The organism is Mycobacterium sp. (genome assembly GCF_052144515.1).
Taxonomy (GTDB): Bacteria; Actinomycetota; Actinomycetes; order Mycobacteriales; family Mycobacteriaceae; genus Mycobacterium.
This window is the reverse complement of record NZ_JBKQQD010000518.1, coordinates 1-25,563: the sequence shown is the minus strand read 5'-3', so window position 1 is coordinate 25,563 and position 25,563 is coordinate 1. Positions and strand designations below refer to the sequence as shown.

Sequence of the window (25,563 nt, the reverse complement as noted above, 5' to 3'; positions counted from 1 at the left end):
CGATGGCCGAAAAGTCGGAGCCACCGGCGGAGGAGATCATCCGCTACGACAAGGACGTCAAGACCCGCATCGCCACCATCACGTTCGAGCGGCCGGACTACCTCAATGCACCGACTATCGCCGCGCGCCTGCGCTACGCCGATCTGTTGCACCGGGCCGGCATCGACGACGACGTCAAGGTGCTGGTGGTCCGCGGCGCCGGCGACGATCTGGGGTCGGGCGCGGATCTCACCGAGGCCATGCGGGTGCGGGATTCGGCGGACCAAGCTGCGCGGCTCGCCGAGTACCGAGTCGGCGTCGGCGAGGTCAGATATCCGCCTGAAGGCTCGTTCCGGAGCGGCGCCACCCTCGGACAGTGGTATGCCAACCCGAACTCCGGCATCCGCGGGCTGCAGGATTTCAAGAAGATCAGCATTCTCGAGGCCAAGGGCTACTGCTATGGCTGGCACTTCTACCAGGCGGCCGACGCCGACCTGGTGATCTCCAGCGACGACGCACTGTTCGGGCATCCGTCGTTTCGCTATTACGGCTGGGGACCGCGAATGTGGTGGTGGGCGCAGACCATGGGCATTCGGAAGTTTCAGGAAATGGTATTCACCGGAAGGGCTTTCACCGCCGCCGAGATGTACGACTGCAACTTTCTCAATAGCGTGGTCCCCAGAGACCAACTCGAAGCAGAGGTGGAGAAGTACGCGCTGGCCTGCGCGCGCAATCGCCCCACCGACACCGTGTTCATGCAGAAGGTCTTCTTCGAAATCATGAAGCAGTTCCAGGGCGAATATCTGGGCAGCATGCTCAGCGGTGTTTTCGAGTCGTTGGGGAGCACCGTCCGTCCGGATGCCGGCGACGAGCTGACGCTTGCTGACGCGATCGAACGTGGTCTGGGCGACGCGGTCAAAGACAACGACGGCAAGTTCCCCCCGGAATGGCGCCTGAGCAAGAAGGCGCGCAAGAAGGACTCCAAGGGGAAGAGAAAGAACTAGTGGTCCTAGCAGTCCAGCCCTCGGCCGAACCGCCGCTGGCCGGCTACACGGTGGTCGACCTGTCCACCGGAATAGCGGGCGCCTACTGCACCAAGTTACTGGCCGACGGTGGCGCAAATGTCATCAAAGTCGAGCCACCAGAAGGTGATCCGCTGCGTTCGTGGTCGGCTTCGGATGCCGCCATCGAGGCCGGCAGCGACGGTGCATTATTCAGCTTTCTGGCGAGCTCGAAACAGAGTGTTGTCGCCGACCCTGCGAACGACGAAGACGTCGCGTTCGTCGTCCGGCTGCTGGCGTCGGCGGACGCCGTGGTGTGGTCTGCCGGTTCGAAAGTGGCTGAGCACGTAAGCTTTACACCTGAAGCAATCCACCGCAGCAACCCACACCTCACCGTCACCTCGATCACACCGTTCGGGCTTGAGGGTCCATGGCGGGACCGCGCCGCAACGGAATTCACGCTGCAGGCGTGGTCGGGAGGAATCGTCGGGCTCGGACGCGGCGATCCAGAGCGCGCGCCGGTATTTGTCGGCGGCCAGGTCGGCGGCTACTTTGCCGGAGCCTATGCCAGTGCAGCCACGCTGACGTCGCGCCACCGCCGGATCAGTGGTGGGACAGGAGAACTGCTGGACCTGTCGATGCTGGAAACACAAATCTTGGGCCTGACTTACTACCCCGTCAGTTACTTCGAGGTGCTCGGACGGCCATGGCGAGACGCCCGGCGGCTGACGGTGCCGGGGGTGGCAGAGGCCAAAGACGGCCTGGTGGACATCGGATGTGGCACCGCACAGCAGTGGTTTGACCTGTGTGCGATGGTCGGTCACCCCGAGTGGATCGACGAGGAATCGCCGCTGACGATCACCGAGCAGGCCAACGTCTATGCCGACAAATTGTATGCCTGGGTGGCCGACAATTCGGTCGACGAGATCCGCGAGCTTGCAACGGCTTTCCGGATCCCCAACGCGCCAGTGGGCAACGGCGCCAACGTCACGACGCTGGATCACTTCGTCGAGCGTGGTTCGTTCATCCGCAACCCGCGCGATGGATTTCAGCAGCCGGGCCATCCATACCGGATGCAGCCGGCACAGCTGCGATCGCCGCAGCCAGCGCCGCGGCTGGGAGAGCACACCGAGCAGTATCGTGCCGCGAGCCTGATCCCGCGGCCGGCGCCGAATTCTGTTGCAGAACGGTTGCCGTTCACCGGGCTTCGGGTGGTGGACATGACGACGTTCTGGGCCGGTCCATGCTGCACCCACTTTCTGGCCATGCTCGGCGCCGAGGTCATCCACGTCGAATCCACCCGTCGCCCCGACGGCACCCGACTAATCGCCGGCGTGCCCGTCACCGAGGACCAGTGGTGGGAGAAGTCACCGATTTTCACGGCGCTGAACACCAACAAGAAGGGTGTGACGCTGGACCTGCAGCACCCGCGCGGGCGGGAGCTGCTGCGCCGGCTCATAGCGACATGCGATGTGGTCGTGGAAAATTTCACGCCGCGGGTGCTGGACCAGATCGGGCTGGATTTCGCTGCAGTGCAAACACTTCAGCCCAGCGTGGTGATGATGCGAATGCCCGGGTTCGGCCTCGATGGACCGTGGCGCGACAACCCGGCGTTCGCCTATGTCATCGAATCCGCGGCCGGCCTGAGTTGGCTGACCGGCTATCCCGACCGACCGCCCTTCGAGCCGTACTCGATCGGTGATCCCAACGCAGGCGTGCATGCGATTAACGCACTATTGCTGGCGCTGGAGCACCGCCGCCGCACCGGACAGGGTGTGCTTGTCGAGGCGGCGATGGTCGATGCCGCGCTCAGCATCTCCGCCGAGCAGATCGTCGAGTACTCCGCTTACGGGGCACTGCTGGAACGCGCGGGCAACCGCGGGCCAACAGCGGCGCCGCAGAACCTCTACCGCACCGCCGACGTCGACGAGTTCGGCCGACTCGACAGCTGGGTCGCTATCGCAGTGGAAACGGATTCGCAATGGAACGGCCTGTGCGAGGCACTCGGATCGCCCTCCTGGGCAACGGATCCCGTGTTGGCGGATACGGCCGGGCGTCGAGCTCGCCACGATGTGATCGACGGCCAGCTGGCCGCCTGGTGTGAGCACCGCAGCGGCGATGACATCGTAACGACGCTGTGGGATGCCGGGGTGCCGGTGGCGAAGGTGATGCAGCCACATCGCCAGCCGGAGTTGGATCAGCTGTCGTTCCGCGGCTTCTTCGAGGTCGTCGACCACCCGGTGCACGGCAGGGCCAACTTCAGCACCGTGGCGATGAGGTCGTCCGGCGGCCCCGACACGTTTCACACTCGACCCGCGCCGCTGCTTGGGCAGCACAACCACGAGGTGCTCGCCGAGCTCGGCTTGACCGCAGCAGAAATCGCCGACCTGGAAGCCAACGGCATCATCGGCCGGGCACCAGGTTAAGTCGTTGTCGGTGCTAGTGGCGCCAGCCCTCGGCGGCCTGGTCGTCGAAGGCGCGGTCAATGCGTTCGAACCTGCGCCGGACCGAGGCACGGGCTGCCTCGTGCGGCAGGACGTAGAGCCGGTTGGCTTCAATCGCGTCGGCTGTGAGCCGGGCGACGTCGTCGACGTCGAGGGTGTCGTCCTGCGCCGCGAGTGGCCCGAGCCCACCCGTCATATCGGGCGCGGACGCCAGTCCGTAATCAGCGCCGCGGATTCGTTCGGAGTTGGAGAGCAACTTGGTTTCGACGACCATCGGGCAGAGCACCGAGACACCGATGCCGTCGTCTTTGACCTCGCGAGCCAGCGTCTCCGCCAAGCCGACGACGCCATATTTGGCAACGCAGTACGTTCCGAGGCCGGCATTGGGCACCAGGCCTGCGAAGGACGCTGTGAAGGCGATGTGGCCGCCCGTGCCCTGCTCGAGCAACCTCGGCAAAAACGCCTCGACGGCATGGATCGAGCCCCACAAGTCGATGTCGATCACCCAGCGCCAGTCGTCGTGCGTCATCTGCGCGAGCGGACCCGCAACGACGATGCCGGCGTTGCTGAATACCACGTCGACCTGCCCGAGCAGGCGGAAAGCCTCGTCCGCGAGATGAGTGACTTCGTCGAGATGCCGTACATCGCACAACACGCCATGCGCTTCGAAGCCCTCGGTGTTCAGGTGCGCGACGGCCTGTTCCAGGCCGGGCTTATCGACATCAGCGAGCACGACTTTGGCGCCGCGCCGAGCGAACTCGGTGGCTGTGGCCAAACCGATGCCACTCGCACCGCCTGTGATTACCGTTCCGCGGCCCCCAAAACCAGAAACGAATCCGTCCATATGACGGAACTCTATTTCAAGCAGCTACCCGCATCGATGGGCAGGGTCACGCCGGTGACGTAGCGGGATTCGTCGGAAGCGAAGAACAGTACCGCGTTGCTGACGTCGAGCGGCTCCACCCACGGAATCGGCAGCGTGTGAAACAGCTGGCAGATCGGGGCCATGTCGTCGGGGCCCGGGTTCTCCAGATCTGGCCGGAACATCTTGAACGTTCCGTTGTTGTGCAGCATTGGGGTGGCGACGTGCGTGGGGTGCACCGAGTTGACGCGAATCATCTTCTGCCCCAACTCGACTGCGAAGGCTCGCATGAGCCCCACGACGCCGTGCTTGGCGGCGACGTAATGACCGGTGTGCGGGTAGGCCTTGAGGCCGCCGACCGAGCTGGTCAGGATGATCGACCCACCCCGTTCGCCGGCCAGGATGTGCGGGACACCGGCTTTCACGGTTTTCCACACTCCCGCCAGGTTGACGTCGATCATCTCGGTCCAGTCTTCTTCGCTGGTTTGGTCCAGAGTTGCGCCGCCGTTGCCGATGCCCGCGTTGGCCACGATGATGTCCAGCCGGCCGAGTTGCTCGACGCCGCTGTCCACGGCGGCCTTCAAGGCGGCGTAGTCACGCACGTCGACTTCGGCCGTGTAGATCCTGCGATTGTGGCCCTTGACGAGGTCAGCGGTCTCCGCCAGATCCTCGGGGGTGGATGCCGGAATCGCGGTGTCCGTGAGTCCCTCGCGGATGGGCTTGCAGATGTCGACGGCGATGATGTCGGCGCCCTCCTGCGCCAACCGCACCGCGTGGCTACGGCCCTGACCGCGCGCCGCCCCGGTGACGAAAGCGACTTTGCCTGCCACTCGCCCTTCACGGTCTTCAGTCATGACATACCTCAATTCCTGACTCGATCCGACCGGCACGTCTCAGCGGAGAACGGCCGGCATTGTCTCCCAACCCCGCACGGTGGACGTGGGGGAAAGCTTGCATTCGGCAATGTCGACATCCCATTCGGGGAAGCGCTTCAAGATCTCCTCGAGCGCGATCCGGCCCTCCAGGCGCGCCAGCGCCGAGCCGAGGCAGTAATGGGTGCCGACACTGAACGTCAGATGTTGGTGCATCTCGCGTCGGATGTCGAAAACGTCTCCGTCCGGCTGGAATTGGCGGTGGTCGCGGTTGGCCGCTCCGATCAGCATCATCATGACGCTGCCTTCGGGCACCCGCTGGCCGTGGTACTCGATGTCACGGGTGACGTAGCGCGAAACGTGCGGAGCCGGCGGCTCGTAGCGCAGTAACTCCTCGACGGCAGCCGGAATCAACGACGGGTCCTCGGCCAGCGCTCGCCGCTGGTCCGGATGTTCGGCCAGCACCTTGCCGGCCCATCCGATCAGCCGCGTCGTGGTCTCGTTACCGGCGCCGGACACCACGCCGATATAGGTGAGGAGCTCATCACGCGTCAGCCGGCGGACGGCCCCCGTCTCGTCCTCGAACTCGACGTTGAGCAGTTCGGTCATGATGTCGTCGGAGGGATGCTCGGCGCGCCAGTCGATGTACTGGCCGAAGAAGTCGGGGCTCGCGACATTAGCCATCGAGGTCTCCATCGGCTTACCGGCCTCGGTGCGCAGCTGAGCGTTCGCGAAATCGCGTGCGGCTTCTTGATCTTCCTCGGGAACGCCCAGCAGCATGCCGATCACCCGCATGGGCATCTGCGCGCCAAGGTCGGCGACGAAGTCGAAGCCGCTCGCGCCGATGAGCGGATCCAAACTGCGAGCGCAGAATTCGCGGATCTTGGGCTCCAGCTCGTTGATCTTGCGTGGAGTGAACATGCGGGACAGCAACTTGCGGTGGATGTCGTGGATCGGGGGATCCTCGAAAATGACCGTCCCGGGCGGGATGTCGATATTGGCCTTGATGATTTCCAGGATCGCGCCTCTGGCCGAGCTGAAGGTCTGGTAATCGACCAGCGCGTGGTCTACGTCATCGAACCGGCTCAGGGCGTAGAAGTCGTGCTGCTCGTTGTAGTACAGCGGGGCTTCCTCGCGCAGCCGCCGAGACATCGGGTAGGGGTCGGCGTTCAGCTCGACGTCGTAGGGGTCGAAGTAGACATCGTTGGCCGCGCTGACTGTCACCGATTATCGCCTCTCGCCGGAACCGCGTCGTGCCAGGGATTTGTGATTCTGAATATTAGAGAACCCGATTCTCACAGGCAAATGCGGTGCGATAGTTGCTCGGCTCGGCGGCCGAGCGGTCTCAGGCGGACGTGCCGACGAATCCGCGTGAGCAGAAGTCCCACACCTCGTCGGCGGAGATGGGATGGACCGTCGCGTCGTCGGAGCCGCCGCTGGACTGGGCGATGAACATGACGGTCTGCATCGTCATGGCAGCCATCCGCTTGGGGTTGACCTCCGCGCGCAATTCGCCGGCGTCGTGGGCGGCCTCCATGAGTTCGGTCAGCAACGCCAGCAGCGGTGCGTGAGCCACCTTGACCTCAGTTGGGTGCGTGACCAGCAACCGCGGCGCAAAGTCGGTGAACAGGGGCCGCTTCGCCGTTGGATCCGGACGTGAGGCCTCGTAGAGCAGCTCGACGGCGACCTTGAGCCGCTCGAGCGGATCGGACTGGCTTTCGCTCGCGGCGCGGATCTGGTCGGCGGAGCGGCTCAGGGCGTCTTCGAACAGTGCGAGCAGCAGCTCATGCTTGCCGTCGAACTGCAGGTAGAAGCTCCGCAGCGACTGGCGGGAACGGTCCACGACCTCCTGGACGGTAAAGTCCGTGCTGCCCTTTTCGATGATGATGGCCTGCGCAGCATCGAGGAAGCGCTGAACGCGCTGTGCCGCCCGCAATTTCGCGGTCTTGATGGACCGCTCGACTGCGCGCTGCTTCCAGGCAGGCTCCTCGCTAGGGCTGGTCACCGGCGGCTCGGAGGATTGCCGCGATTGGAGAACATGATTGGACTCTACCGGAGAACGCCGTGCCATCGCTGCGCTCGACCCCCTCACGGACGACGTGTTGGAGAGTGTAACTTTCTCACGACGAGAATACTATTCTCTTGCAGGTGTGTATGGAAGCGGAATCGCAAGAATAGAACGCGCCGTTGCAGAGAACGTGGAAATCTTGATCTGCCAATGGTTGTCCAGCCGAAACCGACCGGAGAATTGCTGTGCAGCTGACCTTTGACGCCGAGGTCGAGGCGTTCCGGGCCGAATTCGTGGCCTTCTTGGATACGCACCTGCCCGCCGAAGCGGACACGCTGGAGCGGCCGCGGTCGAGTTCGCACATCCCGGAGTGGGCCCGCCGCTGGCAACGACTGCTGTTCGACAACGGCTGGCTGCTGCCCGGCAACCCACCGGAGTTCGGTGGACGCAACGCCACCTTGTTGCAGCAATACGTGTACATGGAAGAGCTGGCCCGGCGGCGGATGTATCAAAGCTTCAATCCGCAGGGCTTGGGCATCATCGCCGCCTCGTTGTTGTCGTTTGGAACGCCGGCCCAAAAGCAGCGCTGGGCAGTGCCGATTCTGCGGGCCGAGATGACCGCATCGCTCGGCATGAGCGAACCCGGCGCGGGATCGGACCTGGCGTCGCTGAAAACGCGGGCGGTACTTGACGGCGACCACTTTGTGGTCAACGGGCAGAAGGTGTGGACGTCCGGCGCCCACCACGCGGATGTGCTTCTAACGTTCGTGCGTACGGACCCCGAGGCGCCAAAGCACAAGGGCATCAGCGCATTACTCATTCCGACCGACACCCCCGGTGTGGTGCGCCGTCCGTTCGGTTCGGTGTCAGACCATGAGGACGTGGACTTCAACGAAGTATTTTTCACTGACGCGTGGGTGCCGGCCGAGAATCTGGTGGGGGAGCTGAATGCCGGATGGCGGGTGGCGACCGGTTCGCTGGGCCACGAACGCGCCATGTTGTGGATGGACTATGCCGACATGTTGCACGCGCTGACAGTCGAATTCGGTCCATCCGGGGCGCTGCAGCGCGACCGCTACGCGACCCTGGTCATGGATCGCCACGCGCTGCAACTACTGGGGTCGGCGACTTTGGCCAAGGCCGCTCGCGGTGAAGAGGATGTACCGGCTCAGTCGGTGCTCAAACTGCTGGGCTCGGAGGCAATGCAACGTGCCTGCGAGGACGCGCTGAGTGCCAAGGGGCCGGACGGGCTCGTGCTCCGCGCGGTCACCGCCCGATACGCCCCACTGAACCTGGACAGTCACTACGGCAGCTGGTTCGACCGGTATGTGCGCACCTTCGCGGCGACCATCGCCGGCGGGACGTCGGAAATCCAGCGCAACATCATCGCCGAGCGAATACTTGGGCTGCCGCGCAACTAGGCGCTGCGAGTGGTCATTTGGCGACGGCGAATGGTCTAGTGGGAGTCCAACCAGGCCCAATAGCCGATGGCCACGAGCCCTGCCACGATGGCTACCGCTCCTAACACGATGCCGGCCATCGCGGTACGGGGGTTATCTGCTTCGCCGCGCTTGACTCGTCCCCGGCCGATATCGCCAGTGATGACAGCTGCGATGCCAAAGGGGACCCCGATCAGCAACCAGCAGGTGATGAGTGCGACCAAGCCCAAGATCAGCGATGCGACACCGAACTCGTTTCGAGGTGCTTCCGGGGTCTGCCGACGAAGAACCGGTCTGCTCATGTGTGCCCATGTTAGACCCGTCGCGAGCGACACGTGTTGATGACGCTACTTCGGTATCAGCGGGAGCCGTCGGCGCGCAGACGTTAAAGTTGTGCCAGCCGTGGCGCAAAACCTTTGGCCCGCAACGCCACTCCGGCCTCCTTTGTCAACTCGCGCGCGCTGCCGAGCAATCCATCCAAGATCAACGACCGCTTGATGTGGCGGTGCAGCTGGTGTTCGGCGGTGAATCCGATCCCGCCGAGCACCTGCTGGCAATGCCGCGCGGTGGTCAGCGCCGCCTGGCCGGCCGCGGCCTTGGCCAGCAAACTGGCCAGCTCGTCCGGTTCGGCGCTCGCGGTATGTAGCGTTGCTTCGGCGCCCTCGATCGCGACGAGCGTTTCGGCCAACCGGTGCCGGATCGCCTGGAACGAGCCGATGTGCCGGCCGAATTGAACGCGGTCCAGGGCATGCTGGCGCGCCAATGCAAGCATGGCTCGGCTGGCGCCCAGCAGCCACCAGCCGACGGCTTGCCGGCCCGCGGCCAGCGCTGCCATCGGCAGCGGATCTCCTTCGCGCACAGAGTGTATCGGCAGCTCGCTGTCGATCGCCGAAGTGGGGCCTTCGCCAACACCGCCTCGTTCCCAGGTCACCCAGGAGCCGCCCGCGAACGGCAGCGGCGCCGTACCGCCGGGCGCGCGCCCGCCCGCACGCAGTACGACGTCGTTGAGCACGGGTGCGTGCGCGCCAGTCTCGCCGAGCAGCCGGAACACCAGAGGAACTGCCACATCGGGGATTTCGTCGAGCATGTCCAGCCAGCCGACGTCGGACAGCGCCGCGTCGAGCTTGGCTCCTGAGGCCGCGCTCATCGTCGTGCGCAGCGAGTCGGCCAGCATCTGCAGCGCCTCGGGATCCATGGCTCACTCCTTCCCGAGGTCAAGCAGCCGGCGGGCGATGATGTTGCGCTGAATCTCGGCCGTGCCGCCGTAGATGGTCGCCGCGCGCGAATACAAGTACTCGGAGCGCCACGGCGTGTCCTCAAGTTCGAGGGTTCCGGGCAGCAGGTCGCGGACGGTGTCGTAGAGCCGTTGCTCGGCGCTGGCGAGTAGCACCTTGTCGATGGAAGTGTCGGGTCCGAGCCGGGCACCGTCGCGCAACCGGTGCTGAGTGATCCGCGAGCGGCAGCGCAACGTGTGCAGGCCGAGATAGGCCGCGCCCAACTCGTATTCGTCGTGGCCGTCGAACGTGGAATTGCCGGCAGTCTCTTTGATCAGCTCGTCGAATCGGGCGTAGAGGTAGGCGATCCGCTGCCAAAAGCAGCTGGAGCGCTCATAGGGCAGCAGGTCCATCGCGAGCTGCCAGCCGTCGCCCGGCTTGCCGAGCATCCGGCTCGCCGGGATGACCACGTCGTCGAAGTAGACCTCGCAGAATTCGTCGACGCCGTGCATGGTGCGCAGCGGCCGGATGGTGATGCCCGGGGTGTCCAGGTCGACGAAGAAGGCGGTGATCCCATCGTAGCCGGGTGCGGTGCGGGTTAGCAGCACGCATCGCGTGGAGAACTGCGCGAAGCTGGTCCACACCTTCTGCCCGTTGACGATCCAGTTGTCCCCCTGCTGGGTGGCGCGGGTGGTCAACGAAGCCAGGTCGCTGCCCGAGCCCGGCTCGGAGAAGCCCTGACACCACTGCTCGCGGCCGCTGAGCAGCCGCGGCACCATCTCGGCGGCGAGTTCGGTTGGGGCGTAATCGATCATGGTGGGCGCGAGCACTTCGAGCATCGAGTACGGCCCGGGTTCGGCGAGGCGCCGGCCGACCACTTCCTCGCCGACGATCGCGCGAAGCAGTGCGGGACCACCTAATCCGCCGACTTCGACGGGCCAGCCGTATCGCATCCAATCTGCGTCGTAGAGCGCCCGGCTGACCCGGGCGAATTGCTGCATATGGCCCTGCAGCGAGTGGTCGGATCCGGGGGTCAGGTCGTGCTCGTCGAGCCACGCGCGCAGACCGCTCCGGAACTCCTCGACATTCACGGGGTGGGACGGCCGATGGCGTGCGGGCGCCCCGAGTCGTGCACGCCGCTGCGGCGAATGAACGTCATGGCCCGGGTCTTGAGCCGCCAGCCGTCGGCGGTGCGCAGGTAGGTGTCGCGGTAGTAGCCGATCCGCATGTCGTGGGTGGCGTGGTCGATGAAGCACAGCGGTTGTGTCCCGCTCGCCGAGTCGCCGTCCAACTCCACCACTGCTGTTCCGGTGAGAAACAAGCCCTTTGGCGCGGCAGCCACCAGGTCGGGGAACCTGTCCAGGGTGTAGGTGTCACCGAACGCACTGTAGGTGCCGTCGGGCGTGAAGACCTTGACCAGCCCGTCGATGTCCTCTTGGGTGATGGTGACGGCGTAGCGGGCGAGCAGCTGCTGAATCTCGACCAGGTCCTCAGTTCTTGTTGGCATAAACCTTGCCGCCTTTCATGACGAAGCCGACGTTCTGCGTGACGGTGATGTCTTCCAACGGGTTTCCCGGCACCGCGATGATATCGGCGAGCAAGCCCGGCGCGAGCCGGCCTCGATCTTCGGCGTTGATCAGCTCGGCGGCCGTCAACGTGGCGGCCTGCAGCACCGCCAACGGCGGCAGGCCCCAATCCACAAGGGTGACAAGCTCGTCGGCGTTCTTGCCGTGCGGTATCGCCGGCGCGTCGGTGCCTACCGCGATCTTCACCCCGGCTTTGTAGGCGGCCAGGATCGAGGTGCGTGACTTCGGGAACATCTCGGCGGCCTTGGCCTGCAGCTCGGGCGGAGCGTGCGAGACGTCCATCCCCTCGGCCAGGCGGCGGGTGCTCACCAGGAATGTGCCGTGCTCGACCATCATCGCGATCGCGTCGTCGTCGATCAGGAAGCCGTGTTCGATGCAGTCGATACCGGCCGCGACCGCGTGCTTGACCGCTTCGGCGCCATGCGTGTGTGCGGCGACGCGCAGCCCGCGCCGGTGTGCCTCGTCGACGATCGCGCACAGCTCTTCGTCCGAATAGTGTTGCGCACCGGGTGGTCCCGTCAACGACATCACCCCGCCCGAGCAGCAGACCTTGATCAGCTCGGCGCCGTGCTTGATCTGGTAGCGCACCGCCTTGCGGATCTCGTCGATCCCGTTGGCGATGCCTTCTTCGACCGTCAGCTCTAAAGCGTGCGGGGCGAACGCCGCGAACATCGTCGGATCCAGATGCCCGCCGGTCGGGGTGATCGCATGCCCGGCCGGCACCACCCGCGGCCCGTCGATCCAGCCCGCGTCGATGGCCTTGCTCAGCGCCACGTCGAGCAGATAGCCGCCGGTTTTGACGAACAGCCCGAGATTGCGCACCGTGGTGAATCCGGCGCGCAGCGTGCGGCGGGCGTTGCCGACCGCGCGCAACACCCGCGTCGGGGGGTCGTCCTGGACCTGGGAGAGCCCGGGCTTCTCGCCCCGCCCGCCCATCAGCAGGTTGACCTCCATGTCCATCAGACCGGGCAGCAGAATGTGGTCGCCGAGGTCGATCAGCTCTCCCTCGACGTCGCCACCCACTCCGACGATCCGGTCGCCGTCGACGCGCAGGATGCCGGGCGAGACGATCTCGCCGGTGTCGACGTCGAGGAGCCCGGAGGCCTTGAGCGTCAACACCTTCTAGATCACCGGCTCCCTGGTCAGCTCGACCCAGGCGGCGCCGCTGTCGGGAACACGCGGCTGCTTCCACGCTTCTATCGGAAACGACACCATGACCAGTGACTGCATCAGGTGCATAAGGGTTCGCGCGTCCTCGGGCAGGTCGTCCAGGGGGTACTTGTCGCAGTAGGCGATCACATCGTTCAGGCGCGGGAAGGCGACGTCGTAGAACGCCTGCATCTCGGTCATCGTCGAGGCCAGCCGCTTGGCGTAGCGCTCGGGTTCGGTGGCCAGGTCCCAATCCAAAAAGGGCTCCAGGTCAGCGAATTCAGACGGTAGCGCCATTGTTCTGGTACTCCTTCACGTAGTCGCCGGTCACCTTGTGCAGATGGCGGAGCAGGATTTCCTGATCGCACAGCGGGAAGTCTTTGACGACCTTGGTGCCGATCATGGTCTGGGTCGCCTCCAGGGTGTTGGCGTCCTGAAGGGCGTACTCCTTGAACGTCACCGCCGCCAATTCGTGGGCCAAGCGTTCCCGGGCATTGCGCGGCGGAACGAAATACAGCGTGCACTCGAAGATGTGCTTGTCGACGGCCGTCGGCCAGTAGTGATAGGTCAGAAACCAGCCGGGTTCCCAGATCAACAGCATGAAGTTCGGGTAGAAATGCCACGAGTCGATGCCCCACTGCGGCACCCTCTTCGGGTTGACGCCCGGCGGCAGCTGATCGAGTTTCTCTATGACCTCCGGTTTGTCCCACGGGCCGAACAGCCCGCTGCGCAGCACCTGATCCATGGGCTTCACCATGGACATGTCCGCGGGCGGAGCCTGACCACCCCAGGTCGAAATCATCCCGTGCGGGCTCGCCAGCTCGTAGTACAGCGCCTCAAAGCCGTACTTGATGATCTTGGCGGCTTCTTCCTTGGTGTACTGCCCCTGGTGCAGCACGGGCGCGTGGTAGAACTCGGCGAACGCATCGATGAACAGCTTCCAGTTGCTGCCGACCTCGGCCCGGTAGGAGTAAGTCTCGGTCATCTCGTGGAAGGGATAGCCCTCGATGCCCTTGGCCAGCGGTCCGAGGTAGTCGGTGAGCGGCTTGGCGTGTTCGTCGAAGTTGATGAAGATGAACCCTTCCCACAACTCGCAGCGCACCGGAACCAGCCCGAACTGGCTCTTGTCGACGTCGAAGAACTCATCCTCCTGCTGGATGAAGGTCAGGTCGCCGTCGAGGCTGTAGCGCCACGCGTGGTATTTGCAGGTGAACTGCCGGCAGGTGCCCGAGGTCTCTTCGTGGGGATAGTCGTTCCACACCAACTTGTTTCCGCGGTGACGGCAGACGTTGTGGTACGCCTTGATCGCCCCGTCCTTGGTCTTGACGACGATTACCGACATGCCTGGGCCCGCCGATGGCAGCTCCTTGGTGAAGTAGCTGCCGGTGCGCGGCAGCCGCTCGACTCGACCGACGTTGAGCCACGTCTTCTTGAAGATCGCGTTGCGTTCGGCTTCGAAGAACGCCGGATCGATGGAGTCGGTGTAATCGACCGGTGCGGTGCCCAATTCGGGATAGTTTTCCGTCCAGCTGCCAGCGGCTGGTTTAGGGAAGTGGGGCAACGTTCTTACCTCTCTTATTCGACCTTGTTACCGGCTGAGGCGGCGTTCTCGAGCTGCACGCCAAAAGTGTTGAAGGCCATGGCCAGCAGGGTGTAGCAGCCGACCGTGAAGACGAAATCCATGCGTTGCTGGTCGTTGAGACGCTCGCCGAGTGCCGCCCAGGTCTGGTCGGACAACTGCGATTTCTCGTCGAGTTCGTCGACGCCGGTGAGCACCGCGCGCTCGAACGCCCCGAAGTCTTCGGCGACACCATCGCCGAAGCGCCGAACCGCGGCTATCTCGTCATCGCTGATCCCCTCGTTCTTGGCCAGCTCGACGTGGTGTGTCCACTCGTATTCACAGTCGCGACGATGCGCGACCCGCAGGATGGCCAATTCACGGATGCGATCCGGCAGCGTGGACGAATACAAGAGGTGGACGTTGAATCGGAGAAACGCCTTGGCCAGCGCCGGGTGGTGGGCGAAAGTGGCAAGCGCGTTGTTGGCGTCCTGCGGGCCCTCCGCGGGCAGCATCGGAGCGAGTGACCGCTGGACAGCCTCGTCCCACTGTTCGGCGGGCAGGGGCGGCAGGCGCATTGCGCTGGGTTCCTCTCGGTCTAAGAGAATCATATTCTCATTTCCAACTAATAGACTTGCATGATTCGGTCTTTTGGTCAATCCTGGCGCCTACCGATCCGCAGCTCTCTGCCACTGGGGCGGGGCTCCGGCCCGCTCTCGTGTGCGCTGTGCCCACGTTCGCGCGACAGCGTCCGGGTCCTCCCGGACGCGGGCAGTCAAAAGGTGAATTCTTAGCCCACATCTGCCGCTCGGAGGCGGGCAATTCGCCCGGTTGTCCCGTGACGTGAGAACACCGGGCGCATACCGCGCGGCTACGCTGGATGTTGATTCTCACTTCGCGAGAAGATAGTTTTCAAAATAGTGATCTTTGCGCTAGGCGGTGGTTTCGCCGAGGCTGTATGGGAGCAGCGCGCCCGACGACTTCGATCGAGAAGGAACGGTTATGAACAAAGAAGACATGATCCTGATCAGCGTTGACGACCACACCGTCGAGCCTCCGAACATGTTCCAGAACCACCTGTCGAAGAAGTACATCGACGACGCACCCCGGCTAGTGCACAACGCCGACGGCTCAGACATGTGGAAGTTCCGCGACACGGTTATCCCGAACGTGGCGCTCAACGCGGTCGCCGGCCGGCCAAAGGAGGAGTACGGCCTGGAGCCGCAGGGCTTGGATGAGATCCGGCCGGGTTGCTACAACGTCGACGAGCGAATCAAGGACATGAACGCCGGCGGCATCCTGGCGTCGATCTGCTTCCCGTCTTTCCCGGGCTTTGCCGGCCGGCTGTTCGCCACCGAAGACCAGGACTTTTCGGTCGCCCTGGTGCAGGCCTACAACGACTGGCACATCGACGAGTGGTGTGGCGCGTACCCGGCTCGGTTCATCCCGATGGCGATACCGGTGATCTGGGATGCCGAGGCGTGCGCCGCGGAGGTGCGCCGAGTCGCGAAGAAGGGTGTGCACGCGCTGACCTTCACCGAGAACCCGGCCGCGATGGGCTACCCAAGCTTCCACAACGAGTACTGGAACCCGTTGTGGAAGGCGTTGTGTGACACCGACACCGTGATGAACGTCCACATCGGGTCCTCGGGCCGGCTGGCGATCACCGCGCCCGACGCGCCGATGGACGTGATGATCACGCTGCAGCCGATGAACATCGTGCAAGCCGCCGCGGACCTGCTGTGGTCGCGGCCGATCAAGGAGTACCCCGACCTCAAGGTCGCGTTGTCCGAGGGTGGTACCGGGTGGATCCCCTACTTCCTCGAGCGTGCGGACCGGACCTATGAGATGCACTCCACGTGGACGCATCAGAACTTCGGCGACAAGCTGCCGTCCGACGTGTTCCGTGACCACTTCCTGACCTGCTTCATCAGCGACAAGGTGGGCGTGGCGCTGCGCAACATGATCGGCGTCGACAACATCTGCTGGGAGGCGGACTACCCGCACAGCGACTCGATGTGGCCGGGCGCACCCGAAGAGCTGTGGGACGTGCTGTCGGTCAACAACGTTCCGGACGACGAGATCAAGAAGATGACCTACCAGAACGCGATGCGCTGGTACTCGTTCGACCCGTTCACCCACATGACGCCGGAGCAGGCAACCGTCGGCGCGCTGCGCAAGGCCGCCGAGGGGCACGACGTGTCCATCCGGGCACTCAGCCACCACAAGGACACCAGGGCGGGTTCGTCGTTCGCGGACTTTGCCGCCAACGCGAAAGAACTCACCGGCAACAGAGACTGAGGCGCCGCTGGTGCCCGACGAACAGACACAAAACCGCATTTTCAGGGTGGCGATCATGCGATTTTGCGTGTGCTCGCGCTGAAAGGAAGGCTCCGCCTGTGGGTGGAATGAATTTCGAGCTGACCGACGACCAGGAGCTGATCCGCAAGTCGGTCGCGGAATTGGCGCGGAAGTTCGACGACCAGTACTGGATGGAAAAGGACCTGGCGCACGAGTTTCCGGCCGAGTTCTATAAGGCCATAGCCGACGGCGGCTGGCTCGGTATGACGATCCCGACCGAGTACGGTGGCCACGGCCTCGGCATCACCGAAGCCACGCTGTTGCTCGAGGAAGTCGCCAAATCCGGCGGCGCCATGAACGCCGCCAGCTCGATTCACCTGTCGATCTTCGGCATGCAACCGGTGGTCGTGCACGGCTCCGACGAACTCAAGGCCCGCACGTTGCCCTCCGTCGCGACCGGCGAGGTGCACATCTGCTTCGGAGTCACCGAACCCGGTGCCGGACTTGACACCTCGCGGATCACCACGTTTGCCAAACGCGACGGTGATCGCTATGTCGTCAACGGCCGCAAGGTGTGGATCTCCAAGGCGATGGAGTCCGACAAGATCCTGTTGCTGACCCGCACCAGGAGCTACGACGAGGTGACCAAGAAGACCGACGGGATGACGCTGTTCCTCACCGATCTCGACCGCAGCCGCATCGACATCCGCCCGATCCGCAAGATGGGCCGCAACGCCGTGAGCTCCAACGAGTTGTTCATCGACAACCTGGAGATCCCCGCCGAAGATCGAGTTGGCGAGGAGGGCAAGGGTTTTCAGTACATCCTGGATGGCCTGAACCCGGAGCGGATGCTGATCGCCGCCGAGGCGCTGGGCATCGGCCGGGTGGCGCTGGAAAAAGCCGTGAAGTATGGAAACGAGCGCGAGGTGTTCGGCCGGCCGATCGGGATGAACCAGGGCATCCAGTTTCCGCTGGCGGATTCGCTGGCCCGGCTGGACGCCGCCGAGCTGATATTGCGCAAGGCCACGTGGCTGTACGACAACGGGAAATCCTGTGGCCGCGAGGCGAATACCGCAAAATACCTGTGCGCCGACGCCGGCTTCACTGCCGCCGATCGGGCATTGCAAACACACGGCGGCATGGGTTACGCGGAGGAATACCACATCACGCGCTATTTCCGTGAGGCCCGGCTGATGAAGATCGCACCGGTCAGCCAGGAGATGATCCTGAATTTCCTGGGAGCCAACGTCCTGAAATTGCCGAGGAGCTATTGATGGCCGGTCCGCTGTTCGGCCTTCGCCGACCGTGACCGACGCGCCCGTGCTGCTGTCGGATGACCGCGATGGAGTGCGGACGCTGACCCTCAACCGTCCGCACCGCAAGAACGCGATCAACCCGGAGCTGTGGATCGCGTTGCGCGACGCGCTCAACGCCGCCGGTCGCGACGGCGGCGTGCGCGCACTCGTGATCACCGGCGCCAGCGGGAGCTTTTGCTCGGGTGCCGACATCTCGGTCCCCGAGGATATTCATCCGAAATACAAGCTGCAGCGCCTGACCGACGTGGCGCTGGCGTTGCACGAGCTTCCGATTCCGACGGTTGCCAAAGTCACCGGGGTCGCCGTCGGCGCCGGCTGGAACTTGGCGCTGGGTTGCGATTTGGTGGTCGCGACGCCCGAATCCACGTTCTCCCAGATCTTTTCCAAACGGGGGCTGTCGATCGACCTCGGCGGCTCCTGGCTGCTGCCGAAACTCGTTGGCTTGCAACAGGCTAAGCGGCTCACACTGCTGGCCGAAACGATCGACGCCACCGAAGCCCGCGCACTGAATCTGGTGACGTGGGTGATGTCGGCGGCGGAGATCGACGCCTTCGTCGACAACCTCACCGACCGGTTGGCAGCGGGTCCGCCCGTCGCGCTCGCTCAGAGCAAGGCGCTGCTGAACGAGGGTGCCGACCGTACTATGCGCGACGCGCTGGCCAACGAGGCCCGCGCACAGGTCGGCAATTTCGCGACCGCAGATGCCCAAGCCGCCTATGCCGCCTTCGCGCAGCGGCGGGAGCCGTCGTTTACTGGTCGGTGGGCGTTATCAAAATCCAGCGATTCGGAGCAGTCGGAGTAGACATATGCGAGAAACAGTCATCGTCGAGGCGGTGCGGACGCCGGTCGGGAAGCGAAACGGCGGGCTGTCCGGCATGCACGCCGCCGACCTGTCCGCCGTCGTCCTGAACGAACTGGCGGAACGCACCGGTGTCGATCTGGAGGTCGTCGACGACGTGATCTGGGGCTGCGTCTCCCAGGTCGGCGACCAGTCCAGCAACATCGGCCGCTACGCGGTCCTGGCTGCCGGCTGGCCCGAAAGCATCCCGGGGACCACCGTCAACCGGGCGTGCGGCTCCAGTCAGCAAGCCCTCGACTTCGCGGTACAGGCGGTGATGTCGGGCCAGCAAGATGTCGTCGTGGCCGGCGGCGTTGAAGTCATGAGTCGCGTGCCGCTCGGTGCGGCCCGGGCGACGGGGATGCCCTACGGTCCGAAAGTCCTTGCCCGCTATGACGATTTCTCCTTCAACCAGGGGCTGTCGGCGGAGATGATCGCCAAGAAGTGGGGTTTCTCGCGGACCCAGCTCGACGAATTCTCCGCGTTGTCGCACGAGCGGGCTGCCGCGGCCCAGGACCGCGGCGCCTTCACCGACCAGATCGTCCCGGTGTTCACCGATGAAGAGGTGGTCGTCGCCGACGAGGGTGTACGGCGCGGAACCAGCGTCGAGAAGCTGGCGGGGCTGAAGCCGGCGTTCGCCGAGGACGGGGTGATCCACGCGGGCAACTCCTCGCAAATCTCCGACGGGGCAGCCGCGATGTTGGTGACCACGTCGGAGATGGCGTTGCAGCTCGGGCTGACGCCGCTGGTGCGCTATCGGGCCGGCGCGGTCACCGGCGCGGATCCGGTGCTCATGCTCACCGGACCGATCCCGGCGACCGAGAAGGTGCTCACCAAGGCCGGTGTCCCGTTATCCGAAATCGGCGTCTTCGAGGTGAACGAAGCCTTCGCGCCGGTGCCGCTGGCCTGGATTGCTGAGACCGGTGCCGACCCGGACCGGGTCAACCCGCTCGGCGGCGCAATCGCGCTGGGCCACCCGCTGGGTGCTTCCGGCGCGGTGCTGATGACGCGGATGGCCCATCACATGCGCGACAACGGCATTCGTTACGGGCTGCAGACCATGTGCGAAGGCGGCGGCACCGCCAACGCCACCTTGGTCGAACTCGTCACCTGACCCGCGCATCAATCCGCGTGGCGACCGGACCCCTTGCCACGGCCGGCAAACCAACCTACTGTGTGTTCAGTTAGTTGGTTTTGCCCGACCGCTTCGAGGGAGTCCGGTGCCTGCCGCACGGCCGTATGACGCGCTGCTCGCCAAGGGCGAGGACCGCAAGCAGCGGATCCTCGAAGTTGCGCAGCGGCTCCTGACGCGAAACGGCTGGCGCAACACCACGCTGGCCCAGATCGCCGGCGAAGCCGGGGTGACTCCGGCGGGATTGCTGCATCACTTCGAATCCAAGGAGCAGTTACTGCACGCGGTGCTCGACGCGCGTGACTTCGACGACGAGACCCACGCCGACCGGGGCGGCGATCTCTTCGGCGAGATCGCTCAAGTCGCCGACCGCTTCGCCCGATCTCCCGAACTGATCGGCACGTTCACCGTGCTGCTGGCGGAGAACATCCTTCCGGATGCTCCGTTGCACGATCGCCTGTTGGCCAGGCACCGGGATGCGATCGACATCGTCGCCGAGGCCATCCGCCGCGGTCAGGCAGCTGGGCAGTACCGCACGGACCTGAACCCCGCCGTCAAAGCGGTCGAAATTCTCGCGTTCGTCCACGGAATGGAAACAATATGGTTGCTCGATCCGTCGATACCCCTGACCGAGGTGTTCAAGGAGTACGCCGAGGCTCTGGCGCGGGACTTCGCGCCGCCGACGACGAGGTGAAAGACCTGCAAGACATGAGGTACCGGCTCGACGTCGTCGCTGCCAGCGTGGCCGACGTGGTGCGCTTCGCCGGCGGTTGGCTCTTCGACCGAGCGATGGCCGGCTGGGATGTCACCGTCCTGGTCGCCGACCACGGGGGTGACCAGTCTGACGATCGCCCACTGCAGATCCTGGGTGCTCAGGCACTCGACCTCGAATACGCGCTGGCTACGGTTGGAACTCGTCCGAATCCTCAGGCCGTTGCGGTGGCGGCGGACCTCTTTGGTTGCGACGAGCGAATCCGGCAGGGCGTGCTGCAAGCCTTGGATCAAGGCGTCACCGAGGTCACGCTGTGGGGGGAGACTTGGCCCGCCGAGCTCGATGACAGCGTTGGTGGGGTGCACCATCGGCTGAGCATGGCCGCCCGGACCTTCAAGGCGCAGGCGCTGGCCGCGGCGATGAATATCGCGGAGGCCCCGCCGAGCTCGATCGGTCACACCGAAACCTTCCGAAGTGGGCTGCTCACCTGCCCTTCGGTGGCCGCCGACCTCGTTTCCGCCAGCTGAATCGCTGTCCGCGATCTGCGCCAGGCGCGGGCCGTTGACGCCTCACACGTCCTATGGAAATGTAATACTCGCTTCTGAGAGGCGCGTTCTCACTAACCGAGATTCGAACGGAGCAATCGATGACGAACGACTTCGCCGAGATGGATTTCTTCCGCGACAGCCGTCTCGTCGAGAACCCCTACCCCTATTACGAGGCTCTGCGCCAGCAGTGCCCCGTCACCCGGGAAGACCACCACGGCGTGACCATGGTGACCGGCTGGGACGAGGCCTGCGCCGTGCTGAACGACGCTGAGACATGGTCGTCGTGCATTTCGGTGACGGGTCCATTCCCCGGCTTTCCGGTATCCCTCGAGGGTCTGGGGAATTCTGACATCACCGACCTGATCGAGCAGCATCGCGACGAGCTGCCGTTCAGCGACCAGCTGCCCACCCTCGACCCGCCGACACACACGAACCACCGCGCCCTGCTGATGCGGCTGATCACCCCCAAGCGCCTCAAGGAGAACGAGGACGCCATGTGGGTGCTCGCCGACCGGGTGCTCGACGATTTCTTGGCGTCCGGCGAGGGCGAGTTCATCAAGGGCTTCGCCAGCCCCTTCACGCTGCTGGTCATCGCCGACCTGCTGGGTGTGCCCATGGAAGATCGCGACAAGTTCGTCAAGGGCATCCGCCAGCACTCGGGTGGCGGCATCGGGGGCACCGGCAAGGAAGCGCTGGCGCACAGCCCGCTGGAATTCCTCTACGGTCTGTTCTCTGACTATGTCGCCGACCGTCGCAACGAGCCCCGCGACGACGTGCTGACTGGCCTCGCGACCGCCACCTACCCCGACGGCTCGATTCCCGAGGTCGAAGACGTGGCCCGCGTCGCCAGCAACGTCTTCTCGGCGGGCCAGGAGACCACCGTGCGGCTGCTGGGCGCGGCGCTGCAGACCATCGGGGAGCGCCCGGACATCCAGGCGCAATTGCGTAAGGACCGCAGCCTGATCCCCAACTTCATCGAAGAGGCGCTGCGCATCGAGAGCCCGGTCAAGGGCGACTTCCGGATGAACCGGGTGCCCGTCAATATCGGTGGCGTAGACCTGCCCGCGGGCACCACCGTGATGGTCGTGCAGGCGGCCGCCAACCGTGATCCGCGCCGGTTCGAAGACCCCACCACATTCGATCCGGTCCGCAAAAACGCGCGCCAGCACATCTCGTTCGGACGCGGGATCCACAGCTGCCCAGGCGCGCCGCTGGCGCGCGCCGAGACGCGGGTGGCGATCGAGCGGCTGCTCGACCGGACGTCTGACATCAGGGTCAACGAGCGCATCCACGGTCTGGCGAATGACCGTCGCTACCAATATGTTCCGACCTACATCCTGCGCGGCCTGACCGAATTGCACCTGGAGTTCACGCCGGCATGAAAGTCTGGGTTGATGATTCGCGTTGTCGCGGTCATGGCGTCTGCGTCACGCTCTGCGCCGATGTGTTCAGCCTGACCGACGACGGATACGCGGTAGCCATAGACTCCGATGTGCCAACGGAATTGGAGGCCGATACCCACGAGGCCATCCAATGCTGTCCCGAGCAGGCCATCAGCGAGACCTGATGAAATAAGCTGGAAAGCAAGGAGTCTTGAATGACCAAGGGGCCAAAAGGATATGTCATCCTGACCGAGGCCATCAAAGATCCGGAGAGCATGAAGGCCTACGCCCAAGCGGCGGGATCAGCGATGAGCGGTGCCAACATCCTCGCCGTGGATACCGCCCCCAAAGTACTCGAAGGCAGTTGGCACGGCGATCAGACCGTTGTGCTGGAATTCGAATCGGTGGATGCGGCCCGCGCGTGGTACGAGTCCGAGGGCTACCAAAAGGCGGCGAAACTGCGGCAGGCGGCAGCCGACTGCAACGCGGTCATCCTCTCCGGCTTCTGACTTCCCGAGGTCAATAGCCGAGCGTTAATCCACCAAAGTTGACGGCTGCTGGATGGCGATAAAACGGCGGCGCCGGTGGCGCCAACTTGGCCTCCAGCCCCCCGGCCACCGGTGGGACGGTCGGTGAGGGCGGTGACGGCGCCACCGCCAGCTTCATCGGTAACGGCAGGAACGGTGGCGCCGGAGGCGCCGGTGGGGCCGGCGTACCCGCGACCACGCAGGGCGGGCCCGGTGGGAAGGGGGTGACCCAGGGTTCGCCGGGCCATTGGGCACCAACGGGAAGCAGGGACCGGACGGCCCACCCGGCTGATACGGGTTGAAGCGGTGTTACTCCTCGATCGAGATCGCCTGCCGGGGGCATTGACGCACGGCCTCGCGCACTAGGGATTCATTCTCCGGCGTCACTTCTGGCTGCAGGACGGTCAGCATGTCGTCATCCCCGAGCTGGAAGACCTCCGGGATGATGCCCATGCACACCCCATTGCTTTCGCAGAGATCCCAATCGACTTCGATTCTCATCGCAGCACCTTCACCGGTACGTTCTGCCAGCCCATCACGTTTTGCATCTGCACGCGTTTGCAGCCCGCCCAATCCACCTCGAAGCGAGGCATGAAGTCCAGCAGCTTCTCCAGGGCGATCGCGCTTTCCATGCGGGCCAGCGCTGCACCAAGGCAGCTGTGAATTCCGTAGCCGAATCCCATGTTCTGCGCTTCGGTCCGGTCGCGATCGACGTCGAATTTGTCGGGATCGGTCCAGGCCTCGGGATCGCGGTTGGCCGCTCCGTTGATGAGGAACACCGGCTTTCCGGCCGGAATCGTGACGCCGTGCAGGTGGACGTCTTTCATCGACCGGCGAACCTGATATTGCGACGGCGCCTCATAGCGCAGGAGTTCTTCGACCGCGGCCGGAATCTTGCTGCGGTCGTCGAGCAACTTCTGCCACTGCTCGGGATTGCGGCCGAACACCACCGGCGCATTGCCGACCAGTTTGGTGACGGTCTCGGCGCCGGCGCCGCCCAATAATGTTGCAAAACCTGAGATTTCGATGTCGTCCAGATTCGTCATTTCGCCGTCTTCGCGTTCGATCTCGGCGTCGATCATCTTACTGAACAGGTCATCGCGCGGCTCCTCGCGGCGTTGCTTGACCAGCTCGTAGTACAACATCGCGGTGTTGATGTTGGCCAGCATGCCCTCCTCGCCGACTTCGACCTGCCCGGGCTCGCGAGTCAACGACACGTCGATCCAGTGGCGGACCTGCTGCGCGTGCTCCTCCGGCACCCCCAGCATCGTCGTGATCACCTCGACCGGGAACGGGCCGGAGAAGTCCTGCACGGCGTCGAATCCATCGGGGTCGACCTTGCCGAGGTACTTGTCGATCTTCTCGATGACCATCTCCCGCTGAGACTGGATGGCGCGCGGTGTGAAGACCTTGTTGAGCAGGCTGCGCATGTGGCGATGGTCGGGGGGATCCATGAAGATGATTGACTGCGGCGGCCGTTGCCCGGAGCGCACCATCGACAGGTCGATGCCGTAGGCCGATGAATACGTTTCGAAATCCTTGAGCCCCGCGGCCACATCGGCGTGACGAGTCAGCGCATAGAAGTCGTACTGCTCGTTGTAGTAGACCGGCGCTTCCTCCTGCATTCGCCGGTACGTGTCCCAGGCGCCGTTCCAGAATTCTTGGGAGAACGGATCGAAAACGATCTTCGATTTGGTCATTACATACTCCTGGCTGACGAGTTGCGGGCTGAAATCGTTACAGCGGAAGGCTGGACTGTAATGCTAACGGTAGTGGTTCCGTGGCGCACCGAATAGGGGGGAAGCGCCTCATTTCAGACCTTCCCCGCCACGCCGATGACGTCGATGGCTCCGTCCAGCACCTCCAGGTCGCTGCCGAGTCCCTCCGCCGTAAGAAGGCCGCCATCGGCGACCCCATCCGCCCAGGTCCGATGAACCCGACTCGCAGGGCCTTCATCGGAGATAGCCCATCTGTGCCAGCGCGGCGTCGGCCGCATCGAGTACGGCACCGCCGCGGGTTTCGGCGTGGGCGGCGAGGGCGGCGACCAGCCGGACATCCTTGCGCAGCAGTGTTCCCGCAAGCTCGGCCATTCGCCCCAGGCCTTCGTCGCCGCCGATCACGTTGAGCGCGAAGCTGTTTCCGCTGCTGCGGGAAACGACCTCGCTGAGACGGTCGGGCGCGACGCCGAGGGATTTGCCCAGCGAAAGGGCCGCGGCCGCCGTTCCCAGGTTTGCGGTGAACAGCAGGTTGTTGAGCAGCTTGGTGGTTTGCCCGGAGCCCAGCTCGCCGAGATGGACGACCGGATCGGCATAGGTGGCAAAGACCGGACGGCAGCGCTCGACAACATCGGCATCACCGCCAACCATCACTAGCAGACGACCGTCGGCCGCCGCCGGACCACCGCCGCTCACCGGCGCGTCGATGACCGAAACCCCTTGGGCGCCCGCGTTCTTCGCGAGCTCTCTACAGGTGTCGGGATGCACCGTGCTGTGCACCGCGATCACGCTGCCGGGCTTGAGCCCCGCCAGCAGACCGTGCTCGCCGCCGGTGATCTCATCGATGTCGGCGTCGCCGACGACGCACAGGCAGACCAGATCACTGGCGGCGCCCAGTTCGGCCGGGGACTTGGCGACCTTCGCCGCCGTGTCGGCGAACGGCTCGAGGGTGTCGGGTCGGCGCGCCCAGAGAGTTGTCG

General features: G+C 64.5%; 27 protein-coding genes. 12 read left to right on the top strand and 15 right to left on the bottom strand.

Going from position 1 to position 25,563, the window contains the following annotated elements:
* Window positions 1-2 precede the first annotated feature (2 nt).
* The gene (locus ACLP9N_RS35185) at window positions 3-983 is read left to right on the top strand and encodes an enoyl-CoA hydratase/isomerase family protein (RefSeq protein WP_442411726.1); all 981 of its coding nucleotides are present in this window, start codon (window positions 3-5) and stop codon (window positions 981-983) included.
* The gene (locus ACLP9N_RS35180) at window positions 983-3,406 is read left to right on the top strand and encodes a CaiB/BaiF CoA transferase family protein (protein ID WP_442411725.1); all 2,424 of its coding nucleotides are present in this window, start codon (window positions 983-985) and stop codon (window positions 3,404-3,406) included. The genes ACLP9N_RS35185 and ACLP9N_RS35180 overlap by 1 nt, the downstream gene beginning before the upstream one ends.
* A gap of 13 nt (window positions 3,407-3,419) precedes the next feature.
* Here ACLP9N_RS35180 and ACLP9N_RS35175 read toward each other — a convergent pair whose 3' ends face one another.
* The 4 genes from ACLP9N_RS35175 to ACLP9N_RS35160 form a co-directional block, all read right to left on the bottom strand.
* Complete coding sequence (locus ACLP9N_RS35175) at window positions 3,420-4,268, bottom strand: SDR family NAD(P)-dependent oxidoreductase (protein WP_442411724.1); 849 nt, start codon at window positions 4,266-4,268, stop codon at window positions 3,420-3,422.
* Window positions 4,269-4,279: 11 nt separating this feature from the next.
* Window positions 4,280-5,140, bottom strand: coding sequence for a mycofactocin-coupled SDR family oxidoreductase (locus ACLP9N_RS35170; protein WP_442411723.1), 861 nt, complete (start codon window positions 5,138-5,140; stop codon window positions 4,280-4,282).
* A 39-nt stretch (window positions 5,141-5,179) separates the two neighbouring features.
* Window positions 5,180-6,382, bottom strand: a complete 1,203-nt coding sequence (locus ACLP9N_RS35165) for a cytochrome P450 (protein ID WP_442411722.1) — start codon at window positions 6,380-6,382, stop codon at window positions 5,180-5,182.
* A 121-nt stretch (window positions 6,383-6,503) separates the two neighbouring features.
* Window positions 6,504-7,163: a TetR/AcrR family transcriptional regulator gene (locus tag ACLP9N_RS35160; protein WP_442411721.1), complete on the bottom strand. Its 660-nt coding sequence runs from the start codon at window positions 7,161-7,163 to the stop codon at window positions 6,504-6,506.
* 248 nt (window positions 7,164-7,411) lie between these two features.
* Here ACLP9N_RS35160 and ACLP9N_RS35155 point away from each other — a divergent pair, with 248 nt between their 5' ends.
* Window positions 7,412-8,587 carry an acyl-CoA dehydrogenase family protein gene (locus ACLP9N_RS35155; protein WP_442411720.1) on the top strand — a complete coding sequence of 392 codons (1,176 nt, stop codon included), beginning with the start codon at window positions 7,412-7,414 and terminating at the stop codon, window positions 8,585-8,587.
* Between the two features lie 35 nt (window positions 8,588-8,622).
* Here ACLP9N_RS35155 and ACLP9N_RS35150 read toward each other — a convergent pair whose 3' ends face one another.
* The 8 genes from ACLP9N_RS35150 to ACLP9N_RS35115 form a co-directional block, all read right to left on the bottom strand.
* Window positions 8,623-8,907 carry a DUF4190 domain-containing protein gene (locus ACLP9N_RS35150; RefSeq protein WP_442411719.1) on the bottom strand — a complete coding sequence of 95 codons (285 nt, stop codon included), beginning with the start codon at window positions 8,905-8,907 and terminating at the stop codon, window positions 8,623-8,625.
* Window positions 8,908-8,990: 83 nt separating this feature from the next.
* A complete protein-coding gene (locus ACLP9N_RS35145; protein ID WP_442411718.1) occupies window positions 8,991-9,800 on the bottom strand; it encodes an acyl-CoA dehydrogenase family protein in 810 nt (269 codons plus the stop codon).
* Window positions 9,801-9,803: 3 nt separating this feature from the next.
* Window positions 9,804-10,910, bottom strand: coding sequence for an acyl-CoA dehydrogenase family protein (locus ACLP9N_RS35140; RefSeq protein ID WP_442411717.1), 1,107 nt, complete (start codon window positions 10,908-10,910; stop codon window positions 9,804-9,806).
* Window positions 10,907-11,326, bottom strand: a complete 420-nt coding sequence (locus ACLP9N_RS35135) for a nuclear transport factor 2 family protein (RefSeq protein ID WP_442411716.1) — start codon at window positions 11,324-11,326, stop codon at window positions 10,907-10,909. Before ACLP9N_RS35135 ends, ACLP9N_RS35140 begins: the two co-directional genes overlap by 4 nt.
* Window positions 11,310-12,524 carry a metal-dependent hydrolase family protein gene (locus tag ACLP9N_RS35130; protein WP_442411715.1) on the bottom strand — a complete coding sequence of 405 codons (1,215 nt, stop codon included), beginning with the start codon at window positions 12,522-12,524 and terminating at the stop codon, window positions 11,310-11,312. Before ACLP9N_RS35130 ends, ACLP9N_RS35135 begins: the two co-directional genes overlap by 17 nt.
* 3 nt (window positions 12,525-12,527) lie before the next feature.
* The gene (locus tag ACLP9N_RS35125) at window positions 12,528-12,851 is read right to left on the bottom strand and encodes a hypothetical protein (RefSeq protein WP_442411714.1); all 324 of its coding nucleotides are present in this window, start codon (window positions 12,849-12,851) and stop codon (window positions 12,528-12,530) included.
* Window positions 12,835-14,115, bottom strand: coding sequence for an aromatic ring-hydroxylating oxygenase subunit alpha (locus ACLP9N_RS35120; RefSeq protein ID WP_442411713.1), 1,281 nt, complete (start codon window positions 14,113-14,115; stop codon window positions 12,835-12,837). The genes ACLP9N_RS35125 and ACLP9N_RS35120 overlap by 17 nt, the downstream gene beginning before the upstream one ends.
* A gap of 14 nt (window positions 14,116-14,129) precedes the next feature.
* Window positions 14,130-14,690, bottom strand: coding sequence for a carboxymuconolactone decarboxylase family protein (locus tag ACLP9N_RS35115; RefSeq protein ID WP_442411712.1), 561 nt, complete (start codon window positions 14,688-14,690; stop codon window positions 14,130-14,132).
* 424 nt (window positions 14,691-15,114) lie between these two features.
* Between ACLP9N_RS35115 and ACLP9N_RS35110 the strand changes: the two genes are divergently transcribed.
* The 9 genes from ACLP9N_RS35110 to ACLP9N_RS35070 all read left to right on the top strand — a co-directional run bounded on the left by ACLP9N_RS35110 (window position 15,115) and on the right by ACLP9N_RS35070 (window position 22,850).
* Window positions 15,115-16,413 carry an amidohydrolase family protein gene (locus ACLP9N_RS35110; protein WP_442411711.1) on the top strand — a complete coding sequence of 433 codons (1,299 nt, stop codon included), beginning with the start codon at window positions 15,115-15,117 and terminating at the stop codon, window positions 16,411-16,413.
* Between the two features lie 107 nt (window positions 16,414-16,520).
* The gene (locus ACLP9N_RS35105) at window positions 16,521-17,687 is read left to right on the top strand and encodes an acyl-CoA dehydrogenase family protein (protein WP_442411747.1); all 1,167 of its coding nucleotides are present in this window, start codon (window positions 16,521-16,523) and stop codon (window positions 17,685-17,687) included.
* Window positions 17,688-17,718: 31 nt separating this feature from the next.
* Window positions 17,719-18,531 carry an enoyl-CoA hydratase/isomerase family protein gene (locus ACLP9N_RS35100; protein WP_442411710.1) on the top strand — a complete coding sequence of 271 codons (813 nt, stop codon included), beginning with the start codon at window positions 17,719-17,721 and terminating at the stop codon, window positions 18,529-18,531.
* Between the two features lie 4 nt (window positions 18,532-18,535).
* Window positions 18,536-19,681, top strand: coding sequence for a thiolase family protein (locus tag ACLP9N_RS35095; protein ID WP_442411709.1), 1,146 nt, complete (start codon window positions 18,536-18,538; stop codon window positions 19,679-19,681).
* Window positions 19,682-19,787: 106 nt separating this feature from the next.
* The gene (locus ACLP9N_RS35090; protein ID WP_442411708.1) at window positions 19,788-20,393 is read left to right on the top strand and encodes a TetR/AcrR family transcriptional regulator; all 606 of its coding nucleotides are present in this window, start codon (window positions 19,788-19,790) and stop codon (window positions 20,391-20,393) included.
* Window positions 20,394-20,407: 14 nt separating this feature from the next.
* Window positions 20,408-20,938, top strand: coding sequence for a hypothetical protein (locus ACLP9N_RS35085; protein ID WP_442411746.1), 531 nt, complete (start codon window positions 20,408-20,410; stop codon window positions 20,936-20,938).
* Between the two features lie 119 nt (window positions 20,939-21,057).
* Window positions 21,058-22,341 carry a cytochrome P450 gene (locus tag ACLP9N_RS35080; protein WP_442411707.1) on the top strand — a complete coding sequence of 428 codons (1,284 nt, stop codon included), beginning with the start codon at window positions 21,058-21,060 and terminating at the stop codon, window positions 22,339-22,341.
* Window positions 22,338-22,526, top strand: coding sequence for a ferredoxin (locus ACLP9N_RS35075; protein WP_442411706.1), 189 nt, complete (start codon window positions 22,338-22,340; stop codon window positions 22,524-22,526). Before ACLP9N_RS35080 ends, ACLP9N_RS35075 begins: the two co-directional genes overlap by 4 nt.
* Before the next feature lie 30 nt (window positions 22,527-22,556).
* Window positions 22,557-22,850, top strand: coding sequence for a DUF1330 domain-containing protein (locus tag ACLP9N_RS35070; protein WP_442411705.1), 294 nt, complete (start codon window positions 22,557-22,559; stop codon window positions 22,848-22,850).
* A 327-nt stretch (window positions 22,851-23,177) separates the two neighbouring features.
* Here the strand turns inward: ACLP9N_RS35070 and ACLP9N_RS35065 are convergent, their stop codons facing one another.
* The 3 genes from ACLP9N_RS35065 to ACLP9N_RS35055 form a co-directional block, all read right to left on the bottom strand.
* Window positions 23,178-23,369, bottom strand: coding sequence for a ferredoxin (locus ACLP9N_RS35065; RefSeq protein WP_442411704.1), 192 nt, complete (start codon window positions 23,367-23,369; stop codon window positions 23,178-23,180).
* Window positions 23,366-24,568: a cytochrome P450 gene (locus ACLP9N_RS35060; RefSeq protein WP_442411703.1), complete on the bottom strand. Its 1,203-nt coding sequence runs from the start codon at window positions 24,566-24,568 to the stop codon at window positions 23,366-23,368. The genes ACLP9N_RS35065 and ACLP9N_RS35060 overlap by 4 nt, the downstream gene beginning before the upstream one ends.
* A 252-nt stretch (window positions 24,569-24,820) precedes the next feature.
* Window positions 24,821-25,563: NAD(P)-dependent oxidoreductase (locus ACLP9N_RS35055; RefSeq protein ID WP_442411702.1), on the bottom strand; the 743-nt coding region annotated here is incomplete at its 5' end.

Coding starts and splice junctions, on each gene's coding strand:
- ACLP9N_RS35065 (WP_442411704.1), bottom strand. CDS start 23,369: ATGAGAATCGAAGTCGATTGGGATCTCTGCGAAAGCAATGGGGTGTGC.
- ACLP9N_RS35125 (WP_442411714.1), bottom strand. CDS start 12,851: ATGGCGCTACCGTCTGAATTCGCTGACCTGGAGCCCTTTTTGGATTGG.
- ACLP9N_RS35060 (WP_442411703.1), bottom strand. CDS start 24,568: ATGACCAAATCGAAGATCGTTTTCGATCCGTTCTCCCAAGAATTCTGG.
- ACLP9N_RS35175 (WP_442411724.1), bottom strand. CDS start 4,268: ATGGACGGATTCGTTTCTGGTTTTGGGGGCCGCGGAACGGTAATCACA.
- ACLP9N_RS35105 (WP_442411747.1), top strand. CDS start 16,521: ATGAATTTCGAGCTGACCGACGACCAGGAGCTGATCCGCAAGTCGGTC.
- ACLP9N_RS35110 (WP_442411711.1), top strand. CDS start 15,115: ATGAACAAAGAAGACATGATCCTGATCAGCGTTGACGACCACACCGTC.
- ACLP9N_RS35135 (WP_442411716.1), bottom strand. CDS start 11,326: ATGCCAACAAGAACTGAGGACCTGGTCGAGATTCAGCAGCTGCTCGCC.
- ACLP9N_RS35075 (WP_442411706.1), top strand. CDS start 22,338: ATGAAAGTCTGGGTTGATGATTCGCGTTGTCGCGGTCATGGCGTCTGC.
- ACLP9N_RS35080 (WP_442411707.1), top strand. CDS start 21,058: ATGACGAACGACTTCGCCGAGATGGATTTCTTCCGCGACAGCCGTCTC.
- ACLP9N_RS35095 (WP_442411709.1), top strand. CDS start 18,536: ATGCGAGAAACAGTCATCGTCGAGGCGGTGCGGACGCCGGTCGGGAAG.
- ACLP9N_RS35070 (WP_442411705.1), top strand. CDS start 22,557: ATGACCAAGGGGCCAAAAGGATATGTCATCCTGACCGAGGCCATCAAA.
- ACLP9N_RS35185 (WP_442411726.1), top strand. CDS start 3: ATGGCCGAAAAGTCGGAGCCACCGGCGGAGGAGATCATCCGCTACGAC.
- ACLP9N_RS35170 (WP_442411723.1), bottom strand. CDS start 5,140: ATGACTGAAGACCGTGAAGGGCGAGTGGCAGGCAAAGTCGCTTTCGTC.
- ACLP9N_RS35145 (WP_442411718.1), bottom strand. CDS start 9,800: ATGGATCCCGAGGCGCTGCAGATGCTGGCCGACTCGCTGCGCACGACG.
- ACLP9N_RS35115 (WP_442411712.1), bottom strand. CDS start 14,690: ATGCGCCTGCCGCCCCTGCCCGCCGAACAGTGGGACGAGGCTGTCCAG.
- ACLP9N_RS35085 (WP_442411746.1), top strand. CDS start 20,408: ATGAGGTACCGGCTCGACGTCGTCGCTGCCAGCGTGGCCGACGTGGTG.
- ACLP9N_RS35150 (WP_442411719.1), bottom strand. CDS start 8,907: ATGAGCAGACCGGTTCTTCGTCGGCAGACCCCGGAAGCACCTCGAAAC.